We start from the raw sequence: 13,359 nt of genomic DNA, 5'->3' as shown, positions 1-13,359 counted from the left end.
AATGATATGAGACTGGTTCTGTTGGGGCCGCCAGGCGCAGGTAAGGGCACGCAGGCGACGAGGATCGTCACTCGATTTGCGATCCCGCAATTGTCGACCGGCGACATGCTGCGCCAGGCGGTTGCGGAAGGCACGGCTGCGGGATTGCGCGTCAAGCACATCATGGATCGGGGTGAACTTGTGCCCGACGACGTCGTGGTATCGGTGATCGCTAATCGTATCGACCATTCCGATGCGGTAAGCGGCTTTATCCTTGACGGCTTCCCGCGCACGGTCGCGCAGGCCGAAGCGCTCGATCAGGAACTCGCCACCCGGGGCATCAAGCTCGATGCGGTGCTTGAGCTCGAGGTCGACGAAGATGCGCTGCTCGACCGCATCAAAGGGCGCGCCGACGATGCGGCAAGCCGAGGCGAGCCGGTGCGCCGCGACGATAATCCCGAGGTCTTCAAGACCCGGCTCGGCGTTTATCGCGAGCAAACCGCGCCGGTCACGGAATACTACCGGTCGCAGGGACTGCTCAACGTCGTCGACGGTTTGCAGCCGATTGACGCCGTGACCGAACAGCTCGCCGCGGCGCTTGCGGCAGTAACGTCCGATCAGATCAGGAGTGATGTCAGATGAAAGCGTTTACCTTCCAGGCACCCCCCAACATCCTGTTTGAGGCAGGCGCATCGAAAAAGCTGGCGGAGTTGGTCGCTGGATACGGGGCAAAACGTGTTCTGCTGGTCACGGATAAGGGCGTACGCAATGCAGGCCTGACCAGAAACGCCGAGGCTGGCCTGGTTGCCGGCGGCTGCGAACTGACGATATTCGAAGATGTGGAGGCGGATCCGCCGTCGCATATCATCGAGCGGGCGGTCGCACTGTGTCGTGACAAGGACATCGAGCTGGTTGCCTCAATCGGCGGCGGCAGCGCGCTCGATACCGCGAAGTTGGTGGCCTATCTGGCCAAAACGCCTGATCGCCTCGAAGATATCTACGGCGTCGGCCTTGCCAAGGGCGAACGCCTTCCGCTGCTGCTGGTGCCGACAACGGCCGGAACGGGCTCGGAGGTGACCCCGATTGCGATCGTCACCACGCCGACGACCGAGAAAAAGGGCGTCGTTGCGCCCCGCCTGCTCCCGGACTGGGCGATCCTCGATCCGGAGCTGACGCTCGGCCTGCCGCCGCATGTCACCGCGGCGACCGGCATCGACGCCATGGTCCATGCGATCGAAGCCTATACCAGCAAGCACCGGAAGAATCCGATGTCGGACCAGTTGGCACGGCAGGCTCTCGCCCTGCTGTCGGCGAATGTCCGGACGGTCTGTGCGGACGGATCTAATCTCGAAGCGCGGTCGCAAATGCTGCTGGGTTCGATGCTGGCCGGCATGGCGTTCGCCAATTCCCCGGTCGCCGCCGTGCACGCGCTGGCCTATCCGATCGGCGCGCTGTTCCACGTGCCGCATGGCCTGTCGAATGCCTTGGTGCTGACCCAGGTGCTGCGGTTCAATTTGCCGGAGGCGGAAGGCCTCTACGCCGAACTGGCGCCGATCGTCGATCCCAAATCGGAAGGAATGAGCGTCAGCCAGCGGGCACGGCTGTTCGTCGATGCGATCGCGGCGATCTGCCGGGATTGCAACGTGCCGGCCTCGCTGGCCGATGTCGGCATTGCGAGGGGCGACCTGAAGAAGCTCGCCGAGGATGCGATGAAGCAGACGCGGCTTCTCGTGAACAATCCGCGGGAATTGAGCTTCGACGATGCGCTGGCGATCTACACCGAGGCGTTCGGCAACCGCGCGGCGGCCTGAGCGGCACAAAGAGTGAGCAGCATGAGCGAGAACGACAAATCGGCTTCCGCTGATTCCGATCCCGGCCTCGAATGGGCGAAGCTGTGGCAGACGATGGCCGAATCCTCGAACCGCATGGTCGAGGCGTGGTCGGGGTCGATGGCACCGTTCATGCTGGCGCGTCTGTCGGAAAAGCCGGGTGGTTTTGGCGACGGCAACGAACTGTCGGCAGCGATCGAGCGGATGGCGCAGGGGCCGCGGCTGGCCGACGTCTGGGACATCGACCGGAAAATGGCGTTGGCCTTTGGGGCCTGGATCGAGATGCGCCAGCGGCTTGCGAGCTACAATGCGGTTGCTGCCGCTCCATGGCCTGAAGCGTCGAAGCGGTTTTACGAGACGATGTCCGCCACCGGTAGCGATGGCTCCCCGCATCCGGAGTGGCGCGAGGCGTTCGCCAAATGGAGCGAAATCTCCAACGAGGAACTGATCCGGAATCAGCGCACCGACGGCTTCTTGCAAGCTCAGAAGGAACTGCTGCAGGCGGGATTGAAGTTACGGAGCCGGCAGGATGATGTCGCTGAGGCCGCGTCAGCCATGTTGGGGCTGCCGACCCGCAAGGATTTCGACGACGTGACGCAGCAATTGACCGAACTCCGCCGAGAAGTCCGTACGCTCGCCCGCCAGATCCGCGACCAGAAGAGCGAAGCCGCACGATGAGCGATCAGGAGAACCAAACCTCGCGCTTCGCCCGGGACATGGCGGCCAACGCCGAGAAGATGTTCAAGGCGACACAGTTGATCGCCAATACGCGGGATGAAGACGTCGCCATCGGCACGACACCGAAGCATCTCATGATGCGCCGCGACAAGGTCGAGCTGTTCCATTATGAGCCGATGGCGGAAGCGACGGCGAAGACGCCCGTCCTTTTGGCCTACGGCCTGATCGGGCGGTATACCATGGCTGATTTACAGCCTGACCGCTCGCTGGTGCGCAGCCTTCTCTCAAAAGGGCTCGATCTCTGGCTGATCGACTGGGGCCAGCCGGGCCGAACCGAGCGATGGCTGAAAATTGATGATTACGTCGATGACTACATCGATGCCGCAGTCGACCGCATCGCGCAGGAAACCGGCCATGACAAGATCACGCTGCTCGGCATCTGCGAAGGCGGCGTCTTTACGACGTGCTACACCGCTCTGCATCCGGAAAAGGTCAAAAATCTCGTCATCACCATTACCCCAATCGACTTCCATGCCGATGTCAAGGACAAGGCCGCGCACCACGGCTTCCTCAACCTTTGGACCCGCAGCCTCGATCCTGATGACATCGACAAGCTGGTCGATACTTACGGCGTGCTGCCGGGCGAGTTCATGAGCTCGGTGTTCTCGATGATGACGCCGATGCGCTCACTGACGAAATACAATGTCGATCTCATCGACGTCGTCGATGACGAGGCCAAGTTCATGAATTTCCTCCGCATGGAAAAGTGGCTCGCGGACCGTCCGCATCATCCTGGCGGAGCGGCGAAGCAGTGGCTGAAGGATCTCTACCAGGAGAACCGCCTGGTCGATGGCAGCTTTGAACTGTCCGGCCGTCGGGTCGATCTGAAGTCTATCACGGCTCCCGTGCTGAATGTTTTTGCGTTGGATGACCATATCATTCCGCCGGACTGCTCGCGCGCGCTCGGAGCGAAGATAGGCAGCACGGATTACACCGAAATTCCGCTGCCCGGCGGCCATGTCGGCCTGTTCGTCTCCAGCAAATCGCAGGGCAAGCTGAGCCAGAGCATTGCCGACTGGCTGGTCGCCCGCGACGCCAATCCCGGAAGTGAAGCCTGATGCGCAACAAGATCGTCGACGCCGCCGAGGCGGTTGCCATCATCCGTTCCGGTGACACCGTCGCCTCGTCCGGCTTCGTCGGCGTGGGAACGCCCGATGAAATCATCAAGGCGCTGGAGCGGCGTTTCGTGCAGACCGGAGAGCCGCGGGACCTTTCGCTGGTGTTCGCGGCGGCGCCGGGAGACGGCGCCGATCGCGGCCTCAACCGCCTGGCGCATCCCGGCCTGATCAAACGCCTGGTCGGCGGACATTTCGGCCTGGTTCCGAAGCTCGCCCGGATGGCGGTCGACAATCACGTCGAGGCCTATAACTTGCCGCTCGGATGCGTATCGCATCTGTTTCGTGAAATTGCGGGGCGCAAGGCCGGGCTTCTCTCCAAGGTCGGGCTCGGCACCTTCGTCGATCCGGCCAATGGTGGCGGAAAGCTGAATGCGCGCACCACCGAAGAGCTGGTGCGGATGATCGAAATCGACGGCGAACAATGGCTGTTCTACAAGGCATTTCCCATCAACGTTGCGATCATCAGAGGTACCACCGCCGACCACAACGGCAACATCTCGATGGAAAAAGAGGCGTTGACCCTCGACAATCTGGCGCTGGCAACGGCCGCCAAGAACTGCAAGGGATTCGTCATCGCGCAGGTGGAGCGCATCGCCGCCTCCGGCTCGCTCAATCCGCGTCACGTCAAAATTCCGAGCGTCTTGATCGACTGCGTCGTCGTTGCGCAGCCCGAAAACCATGTCCAGACCTATGCCACGGGTTACAACGGAGCATTTTCGGGCGAATTGCGCGCGCCGGCCGATCGCAATGTTCCGATGGCGCTGGATAACCGCAAGATCATTGCGCGCCGCTGCGCCCTGGAATTGCCGATGGGCGGCGTGGTCAATCTCGGCATCGGCATGCCGGAGGGAGTCGCCTCGGTTGCCGCCGAAGAAAAGCTGTTCGACTTTGTGACGCTGACTGCCGAGCCCGGCATCATCGGCGGTATTCCGCAAGGCGGTCTCGATTTCGGTGCTTCGATCAATGCAGAATCGATCATCGACCAGAACCAGATGTTCGATTTCTACGACGGCGGCGGGCTCGATCTGGCCTGTCTCGGCATGGCTCAGGTCAATGGCCGCGGCGACGTCAACGTCAGCCTGTTCAATGGCCGTCTGGCCGGCGCCGGCGGCTTCATCAACATATCCCAGAATGCGCGCCGGCTGATCTTCGCAGGCACCTTCACCACCGGTGGGCTCAAGACGTCGGTCGTGGATGGTCAGCTCAAGATCCTCAGCGAAGGCAAGTCCTCGAAATTCATCGACAAGGTGGATCAGATCACGTTTTCGGGCCAGCTTGCCGCAACCAACAGGCAGCCCGTTCTCTATGTGACGGAGCGATGCGTGTTCCGCCTCACTCCCGAGGGTCTCGAACTGATCGAGATCGCGCCGGGTATCGATATGGAGCGCGACATTCTCGCGCTCATGGGCTTTCGGCCCATCATCCGCGCGCCGAAATCCATGGATGTTTCGCTGTTCAGCGAGGCCCTGATGCAGCTCGACGACCGGCTGCTCAATCGGCCGCTGGCGGAGCGGCTGTCGTACGATGCCGATCGCAACACGCTTTTTCTCGGACTTGACGGCTATCGGGTCCATAGAGATGCCGACGTCGAGGTAATCCGGGCGTCGATCCTCGAACTCTTCCATCGTGTCGGACGCCGGTTTTCCGCAGTCGTCAACTACGATTCGTCTTACATCGCTCCCGACATGACGGAGAAATGGTTTTCAATGGCCGCCGAGGTCGAGCGGACCTGCTACGATCATGCCTCGCGCTACACCACCAGCGCATTCATGCGCCTGAAGCTCGGCGACGCGCTGGCCCGCCGCGACGTCGCGCCGCATATCTTCGAAACCTCGGCCGACGCCCACCGGTTTGTCGAATAGACCGATGGGGCTGAAATCCACCGAGTTGCGCCCCACGGACTGGCCTGAAGGACGGCAGAGGGCGCCCGACCGCACCGGATCGGTGCGCGGGCTGACCCGGCGCAGCTTCCATCGTATCGCATTCACGGATTGGGGGCCCGCGCCCGCGGTGCGGCCGGTGCTCTGCGTCCATGGCTTGACCAGAAACGGCCGGGACTTCGATCACCTCGCCGCAGTTCTCGCAATGGCAGGGCGGCAGGTCGTCTGCCCGGACTTGCCGGGCCGCGGACAAAGCGAACGGCTGCACGACAGCAGCGACTATGCCTTGCCGCAATATTGCAGCGACATGACCGTGTTGATGGCAGCTCTTGGTGCAACGGAGATCGATTGGGTTGGAACGTCGCTGGGCGGCTTGATCGGGATGGTGCTGGCTGCCCTTCCGGGCAGTCCGATCCGTCGCATCGTCATCAACGACATCGGACCCTATCTGCCCTGGACCGGATTGCTTCGTCTCGGTGCCAATCTCAACGAGGCGCCCAAATCGTTTGAGACGATCGAACAGGCCGAAGGCTACTACCGGCGGGTTCTGGCGCCTTTCGGGCGATTGGAGGATGTGCACTGGCGGCATCTGACAACGCATAGCGTGGCCTGGAGCGTGGAGGGGCGCTGCTTCAAGCCGCTGTGCGATGCGAACATCGCTCAGGCCTTTCGAAACCCTTGGCACTACAGCGTCGATCTCTGGAAATACTGGGATGCGATCGATGTCCCCATTCTGGTCATACGCGGGCAGCAATCGGATTTGCTTTCCGAAGGCGTCCTCAAGGACATGATGCGGCGCAATCGCAATGTCCGCGTTCACACCGTCGCGGACTGCGGGCATGCGCCGGCCCTGATCGCTGACGAACAGATCGAGGTCGTGACGCAGTTTCTGAGCGGCCACGACTCCACTTAGCGCTGAATGCTTCATGCCGAACTGCATTATAACGTGTTAATTCCAACCTGGCTGTCTTCATCATGGCTTCGAAACTCACGCTCAAAGATCCGACCCTGTTGCGCGATGCCTGTCCGGTGGCAGGTGCGTGGGTAGCCGCCGATAACGGCGCCACCATCACGGTCGATAATCCCTCGACCGGCGCCGTGGTCGGACATGTCCCCAACATGGGGATGGCCGAGACCCGGCGGGCGATCGAATTCGCCAACGCTGCGCTACCGGCGTGGCGAGCCCGTACCGCGAAAGAGCGCGCCGTGATCCTGCGACGCTGGTTCGATCTGATGATGGCGAACCAGGACGATCTCGGTGCGATCATGACGGCGGAGCAGGGCAAGCCGCTTGCTGAAGCCAAGGGCGAGATCGCCTATGCCGCAAGCTTCGTCGAGTGGTTCGGCGAGGAAGCAAAACGCGTCTATGGCGATACGATCCCGGGGTTCACGGCCGACCGACGCATCATCGTGCTAAAGCAGCCGATCGGCGTTTGTGCCGCAATCACCCCGTGGAATTTTCCGGCCGCGATGATCACGCGCAAGGCGGGCCCGGCCCTGGCGGCGGGTTGCACCATGGTCGTCAAGCCGGCAAGCCAGACACCACTGTCCGCGCTGGCGCTTGCGCTGCTGGCGGAGCGGGCAGGCGTCCCTCAAGGTGTGCTGTCCGTCATCACAGGTTCGGCGTCGGCGATCGGCGGCGAAATGACCTCCAATCCGATCGTACGCAAGGTGACATTCACGGGTTCGACCGAAATCGGCAAGAAGCTGATGGCGCAGAGCGCGTCGACGGTGAAGCGGACATCGATGGAGCTCGGCGGCAACGCGCCGTTCATCGTCTTCGACGATGCGGACATCGATGCCGCGGTCAAGGGCGCGATGGCTTCGAAATACCGCAATGCCGGCCAGACCTGTGTTTGCGTCAATCGCTTCCTTGCGCAGGACAAGATCTACGATTTGTTTGTCTCGCGTCTGGCTGAGGCGGTTAGTGCGTTCAAGATCGGTGACGGGTTCGAGCCCGGCGTCGCGATTGGTCCGCTGATCGACATCGCCGCCGTGGAGAAAGTCGAAGAGCATGTTTCCGATGCGGTTTCCAAGGGAGCGCGCGTCGCCATCGGTGGGAAGCGCCATGCGCTTGGCCGCACGTTCTTTGAACCGACGGTATTGGCGGACGCCACGCCGGACATGTTGATCTTCCGGGAGGAAACTTTTGGCCCGGTCGCGCCCGTATTCCGCTTCAAGACTGAAGAGGAAGCGATCCGCCTTGCGAACGATACCGAGTTCGGACTTGCGGCCTATTTCTACGGCCGCGATATCGGACGGGTCTGGCGCGTTGCCGAAGCGCTCGAGTACGGCATCGTCGGTATCAACGAAGGCCTGATCTCGACCGAGGTTGCACCGTTCGGCGGCGTCAAGGAGAGCGGCAACGGCCGTGAGGGTTCGAAATACGGCATCGAGGACTATCTGGAAATCAAATACCTCTGCATGGGTATCATCCAGAGTTCTGCCACTTGAGCGGCTGCCGGCATCGCGGAACAACGCATGGGCGGAAACCGTTTCGGGCCGTAGCTTGAATGGGGAGGGAGCGGCCACGTAGGGAATAGTCGCAACATTCAGCGGTTTAGTTTTGTTGCTCGGAATATCGAAATTCGCCGCGAAAATTTTTCTGACACTCCGGAATCGAAGTTGCCGAATAAGTGGTCGTTATCATTTATATTCGTGGGACAGGCGCCACTAACAATTCGCTTCACAGCTCAGCTCAACGCGTGAGCGGCCAATCCGTAGACCCACGGCTCGTTTTCCTTTCGGTTGAGGAATCGCCGCCCCTTGGACATGGTTGTGACCGTCTCGCTGATCGCGAGGCGGCTCTGCTGAAGATAGTCAGCAAACAGGCCCGTTTGCTCCCGGGTATCGACGCGGGCGAAACGGCCGGTGAGATCCTTAAGATGCACGGCCGTGAGATGGATCGCGTCATAATCATTGCTGGCGACAATGGGACCGATCACGTGACCACGCCCGAATTCGCGCTTCATGGAGTAGCCGACGGTCTTGCCGTCGCGGCGCAGTACACAGATTGACGCACCTTCCGAAAGCAGAGCAAGCAGCTCCCGGCGGCTCGTGCCGAATGCGCGCTCATCCAGCGCCGCAATCTCATTGAGAGTTTCGGCTGACGCCGACCTCAATTCGCCATCCAGAACTGATGTCGGTGGAAGGGGTGATACGATCTCTCCCTGCCACTGATACACGACCGCTTCCTTGGTGAAGCCCAGCGACAGATAAAGATGATAGGCAGCATCGGTCGAGTTCAGGGCAAGATTCCGATCCTCGCACCGTTCGAACACCTGTTCCATCAGCCATCGGCCGGTACCTTGTGCTTGGGTGCGCGGCGATGTGAGTACCAGGCCGATGGTGGCGAATTCGCGTCCGTGGGGGAACCACATCGCACTTCCGAAAACGCGCCCGATGCCGTCAACAGCGACGATGCCCTGACCGGCGCGGCGCAGGAAATCCCAGTCCTTTGGCCGATGCGGCCAGCCGACGGCAATCGAGAGCGCGTGGAGCAGCTTCACATCAACGTCTCGAATGTCGCGCGCGACCAATTCGAAGGACTTCAGGCGTACGGATCGTCCCATCTCAGTTCATTCCTTCGCGGAATGCCAACGTCTATGGCTTGTCGTGCTTTATGAACCTGCTGCCCAGTTGCGACAGCAGACGTGTTTGCCGCAGCATTGCACGGAAAGCCAGCAGGTTTCACCTGTTTTGGTGCAAGTGTTCGAAATGTTCGGCATATAGCGCACCGATATTCGGCAGAGAAAGCTTCTGCTTGCCGCTAGGCTGTAGATGTCCGGCGAGCTCGCTGCGCGCCAACAAGTCATCAAGCATCTCGCCGCGTGACACGAAGGGTCCCTCGATGGGGTTTCTTTTCAATTCCGATGCCGCTCGGGGCGCAATTTTCCGCCAGATATTTGCGCGCGAGCTCCCCGATCTGGAATTCTACCAGGGTAGGAAAAGCATCGACCCGGAAAAGGTGCGGTATCTGCTGACCTGGAACGTGCCGGACGACGTCTCGCGTTATCGCAATTTGGAGGTGCTCTTTTCGATCGGTGCCGGAGTCGACCAGTTCGTGCCCGAGATCATACCCGATCATGTGATGCTGGTGCGTATGGTCGAGGATGGCATCATACGCATGATGCAGGAATACGTCGTGCTTGGCGTGCTGGCGCTCCATCGCGAGATGCTCGCATATCGGGAGCAGCAGAGAAGGGGCGAGTGGCAAGATATTGTCACTCCACAGGCGACCGAACGCCGCGTGGGTTTCCTGGGCGTTGGGATGCTGGCGCAAGCGGCAATCGATCGCCTCAAGCCCTTTGGATTTTCCCTTGCCGCATGGAGCCGCAGCAAAAAGGTGGTCGGGGGCGTCACCTGCTTTCATGGCGACGATCAGCTGGGCAGTTTCCTGAGTGGAACGGATATTCTCGTCTGTCTTCTGCCCCTGACGGAGCAAACCCGCGGCCTCCTGAACGCAAAACTCTTCTCGCTTTTGCCGATGGGAGCGCGACTGCTGCATGTCGGCCGCGGCCCGCAGCTCGATCAGGCCGCACTCATCGAGGCGCTCGACGGCGGCCGCCTTGCAGCAGCTATGCTCGATGTCACTGACCCCGAGCCGCTGCCGGAAGGCCATGCGCTCTGGGCACATCCGAAGGTCATGATAACGCCGCACATCGCATCCGTGACGCAACCGCATACGGCGGCACAATCCGTCGTAGAAAACATCAGGCGCCACCGCGCGGGAAAAAATCCGATCGGGCTTGTTGATCGAACACTCGGCTATTAACCAGGGATAATGCCATGTCACTTCTGATTACTATCGATACCAATCCGGACTTCGCACCAAAGAACACCTTGCCTGCTCCGGAACGACTCATTTCGGGCAATCCATCCTTCAAGACCTGGGCGCAGGACGCCTCCAAAGCCGAGAAGGTGCTGACCGGCGTCTGGGAAGCAACGCCCGGCGAGACCCATTCCATCAAAGGCACCACTTACGAGTTCTGCCACATCATCTCGGGTCTCATCGAAATTGAGGAAAAGGGTGGTGAGACCAGGACTTACCGCGGCGGCGACAGCTTCGTGATGAAACCGGGCTTTGTCGGCGTCTGGCGCACGATCGAGACCGTGCGAAAGATCTACGTCAGCGCTTATGACTGAGCGCAATGCTCAGAGCGGTCGAAATCTGGCTTGGCAGAACAATCGACTTTCAAAGTCGCGCCTGACCGGCTTCAGCGCCGTCAGGCAATTCTCGATGAAAAAATGCGGTGTGCGGCCTTTATTGCTCAAATGAGCCGGCTTTGCTCGCCAGTCGCAAATCCAAGAGCGTTCTCGTCGTGCAGACCTGCTCGGTTGGCAAGCAGGAATGGCGGAGTTGGGCCCGAAGGCAAAGGAACATGTAGATGATTGCATTGAAGGACAAGGATCTGTTTCGCCAGCAAGGGCTGATCGGCGGCAATTGGCGAGATGCGAGCGCGAAAGCCACTGTCAATGTCATTGATCCTGCCAGCCAGAACGTCCTTGGTACCATCCCCGATATGGGGCGTAACGAGACTGCGGCTGCAATCAACGCTGCGGCTGATGCGTTCAAAGCTTGGAAGAAGACTACTCATGCAGAACGCGCGGCACTTTTGGAGCGTTGGTATGAGCTGATGCGGCAGCATGAGCAGGATCTGGCGCTCTTGCTGACTCTGGAACAGGGTAAGCCGCTTGCTGAATCGCTCGGAGAAATCCGCTATGGGGCATCCTTCGTAAAATGGTTTGCGGAAGAGACACGCCGGATCAACGGATCGACCATCCCTTCACCCACTGCCGATCGCCGCATTCTGGTGCTGAAAGAGCCGGTAGGCGTCTGCGGGATCATCACCCCCTGGAACTTTCCTAACGCCATGATCACGCGCAAGGTGGCACCTGCGCTTGCTGCGGGCTGCACCGTGGTCATCAAGCCATCTGAATTTACGCCATTTTCGGCGCTCGCGATCGGCGTTCTTGCGCAGCGGGCAGGGATCCCGGCGGGCGTGATTAATATCGTGACGGGCATGCCCGCGGAAATCGGCCAGGAACTGATGGACAATGAAACTGTCCGCAAGATCTCGTTTACCGGGTCGACTCGCGTCGGCGCATTGCTGATGAAAGGCGCCGCCGCCAACATCAAGAAGCTCAGCCTCGAGCTCGGCGGCAACGCGCCGTTCATCGTCTTTGATGATGCCGATGTTGACCGGGCCGTCGAGGGCGCGATTGCGTCGAAGTTTCGTAATGGCGGACAGACCTGCGTTTGCTGCAATCGCATTCTGGTGCAATCCGGCGTTTACGATGCCTTTGCGAAAAGGCTCGCCAGCCGGGTCGCGAGAATGAAGGTCGGGGCCGGCACCGAAGAAGGCATCGAAATCGGACCAATGGTCAATGGCGCGGCGATAGAAAAGATCAAGCGGCACGTCACAGACGCCCTGGACAAAGGCGCGAGGATCATCTCGCAGAGCGAACGTATGCCGGAAGGTAGGCAATATGCCCGCCCCGTCGTGCTCGGTGAGGCAACGACTGACATGCTCTTGGCCTCAGAAGAGACGTTCGGACCAGTCGCGCCGCTTTTCCGCTTCGAGACGGAGGACGAAGCGATCGCGATCGCGAACGGCACGCCCTTCGGCCTTGCCGCCTATTTCTATACTGAAAACCTCAAGCGCTCATGGCGCGTTGCCGAGGCGCTGGAATTCGGCATGGTAGGCCTGAACACCGGCCTGATCTCGACCGAGGTCGCGCCGTTCGGCGGTGTAAAGCAGTCGGGGCTGGGGCGCGAAGGGTCCCAGCTCGGGATAGATGAATATCTTGAGATCAAAACGCTTCATGTCGGCGGATTGGAATAAGGGGGGCGACTCCTGGTTTCAGGAGAGGAATCGAAGGGTTCTTCGATTTTGCGGCGGACCGCGTCCGCGCGGGTAAACAGCATGATGCCTCAACAGCGAAGTAACACAATTTTGTCGGATGAGTAGTTCGAACACAGAAAAAGGGGGCGGTTAAACCGCCCCCTTTATTCATCACGCAACAGTCTCTACTGAAATTTTCGAAGCTCTACGTGCCGCGAAGAGCCCGAAAAGGATACGCCTTCACGCACTTCTTCGAAGGGGCTCCAAGCCGACTGCGGCGGCGAGCCCGCCGATGTCAGCGACCTCAGTGTATTCATAGAAGGGATTCGCGGGCTCATGACCGCGGTTCACCCACACCTTGCTCTTGATGCCCAGGTCGTAGGCTGTCATCAGGTCGTAGCGGAAGGAGGATGAAACGTGGGTGATATCTTCCGGACCGCAGCCAAGCTTGTCCAGCATGTATTCAAAGCCTTTCATGTGCGGCTTGTAGGCGCCGGTTTCCTCGGCCGTGATGACCGTGTGGAAGGGCGCGCCGAGCTTCTCGACGTTCGACATGATGAGGTTCTTCATGGAATTCGACAGGATGACCAGCGGAATCTCCCTGGCAACTTTGGCCAGACCCGCCGGGACGTCGGGGTGTGGACCCCATGTGTGGATCTCTTCATTGATGCGCTGGGCATCCTCCGGCCGAAATACGACACCGTTGCGCTTGCACGCGCGCTCTACCGAATTATGCACGACCTCGAAGTATGGCTTCCACGCGCCAAGAACTTCGTCCAGGCGATAGGCGGCGAAATCCTTGATGAAACTTGCCATCGTCGTGGCAGAAAGCTGGGAGCCGTAGACTCGCCTTGCCGCACCGGCCATGTCGAAATTCGTCAGCGTGCCGTAGCAATCGAAAGTGATATATTTCGGTCGGAACTCGGTCATGTCGTGGTATCCTCCAATCCTCTCGGCACCGCGTGCCAGT

At 60.3% G+C, this 13,359-nt stretch carries 12 protein-coding genes; 10 read left to right on the top strand and 2 right to left on the bottom strand.

The features are described from left to right. Window positions 1–6: 6 nt before the first annotated feature. From AC0L3B_RS07315 to gabD, 7 genes are all read left to right on the top strand, one after another. Complete coding sequence (locus tag AC0L3B_RS07315; RefSeq protein ID WP_026232477.1) at window positions 7–621, top strand: adenylate kinase; 615 nt, start codon at window positions 7–9, stop codon at window positions 619–621. Further along, entirely contained in the window at window positions 618–1,790 is a 1,173-nt protein-coding gene (locus AC0L3B_RS07310; protein WP_018453175.1) for an iron-containing alcohol dehydrogenase, read from the top strand. The genes AC0L3B_RS07315 and AC0L3B_RS07310 overlap by 4 nt, the downstream gene beginning before the upstream one ends. A gap of 21 nt (window positions 1,791–1,811) precedes the next feature. After that, window positions 1,812–2,486 (top strand): poly(R)-hydroxyalkanoic acid synthase subunit PhaE, encoded by a 675-nt coding sequence (locus AC0L3B_RS07305; RefSeq protein WP_039798611.1) that lies wholly within the window; start codon window positions 1,812–1,814, stop codon window positions 2,484–2,486. Further along, the gene (phaC, locus tag AC0L3B_RS07300) at window positions 2,483–3,604 is read left to right on the top strand and encodes a class III poly(R)-hydroxyalkanoic acid synthase subunit PhaC (RefSeq protein ID WP_018453177.1); all 1,122 of its coding nucleotides are present in this window, start codon (window positions 2,483–2,485) and stop codon (window positions 3,602–3,604) included. The genes AC0L3B_RS07305 and phaC overlap by 4 nt, the downstream gene beginning before the upstream one ends. After that, a complete protein-coding gene (locus AC0L3B_RS07295; protein WP_085361112.1) occupies window positions 3,604–5,526 on the top strand; it encodes an acyl CoA:acetate/3-ketoacid CoA transferase in 1,923 nt (640 codons plus the stop codon). Before phaC ends, AC0L3B_RS07295 begins: the two co-directional genes overlap by 1 nt. Before the next feature lie 4 nt (window positions 5,527–5,530). Continuing rightward, on the top strand, window positions 5,531–6,457 hold the full coding sequence (locus AC0L3B_RS07290) for an alpha/beta fold hydrolase (protein ID WP_085361111.1): 927 nt from the start codon (window positions 5,531–5,533) through the stop codon (window positions 6,455–6,457). Window positions 6,458–6,519: 62 nt separating this feature from the next. Further along, complete coding sequence (gabD, locus tag AC0L3B_RS07285; protein WP_018453180.1) at window positions 6,520–7,998, top strand: NADP-dependent succinate-semialdehyde dehydrogenase; 1,479 nt, start codon at window positions 6,520–6,522, stop codon at window positions 7,996–7,998. A gap of 239 nt (window positions 7,999–8,237) precedes the next feature. Here gabD and AC0L3B_RS07280 read toward each other — a convergent pair whose 3' ends face one another. Next, window positions 8,238–9,116 (bottom strand): GNAT family N-acetyltransferase, encoded by an 879-nt coding sequence (locus AC0L3B_RS07280; protein ID WP_085361110.1) that lies wholly within the window; start codon window positions 9,114–9,116, stop codon window positions 8,238–8,240. Between the two features lie 278 nt (window positions 9,117–9,394). Here AC0L3B_RS07280 and AC0L3B_RS07275 point away from each other — a divergent pair, with 278 nt between their 5' ends. The 3 genes from AC0L3B_RS07275 (at window position 9,395) to AC0L3B_RS07265 (ending at window position 12,389) form a co-directional block, all read left to right on the top strand. Then, on the top strand, window positions 9,395–10,318 hold the full coding sequence (locus AC0L3B_RS07275; protein WP_446480766.1) for a 2-hydroxyacid dehydrogenase: 924 nt from the start codon (window positions 9,395–9,397) through the stop codon (window positions 10,316–10,318). A 14-nt stretch (window positions 10,319–10,332) separates the two neighbouring features. Then, window positions 10,333–10,689, top strand: coding sequence for a cupin domain-containing protein (locus tag AC0L3B_RS07270; RefSeq protein WP_018453184.1), 357 nt, complete (start codon window positions 10,333–10,335; stop codon window positions 10,687–10,689). 242 nt (window positions 10,690–10,931) lie between these two features. Beyond that, window positions 10,932–12,389 (top strand): NAD-dependent succinate-semialdehyde dehydrogenase, encoded by a 1,458-nt coding sequence (locus AC0L3B_RS07265; RefSeq protein ID WP_473380230.1) that lies wholly within the window; start codon window positions 10,932–10,934, stop codon window positions 12,387–12,389. A gap of 240 nt (window positions 12,390–12,629) precedes the next feature. Here AC0L3B_RS07265 and AC0L3B_RS07260 read toward each other — a convergent pair whose 3' ends face one another. After that, window positions 12,630–13,319, bottom strand: a complete 690-nt coding sequence (locus AC0L3B_RS07260; protein ID WP_018453186.1) for a haloacid dehalogenase type II — start codon at window positions 13,317–13,319, stop codon at window positions 12,630–12,632. Window positions 13,320–13,359 lie beyond the last annotated feature (40 nt).

The sequence above is a fragment of the Bradyrhizobium sp. Kon56 genome (assembly GCF_055807635.1).
This window is presented reverse-complemented; position numbering and strand designations above follow the sequence as displayed.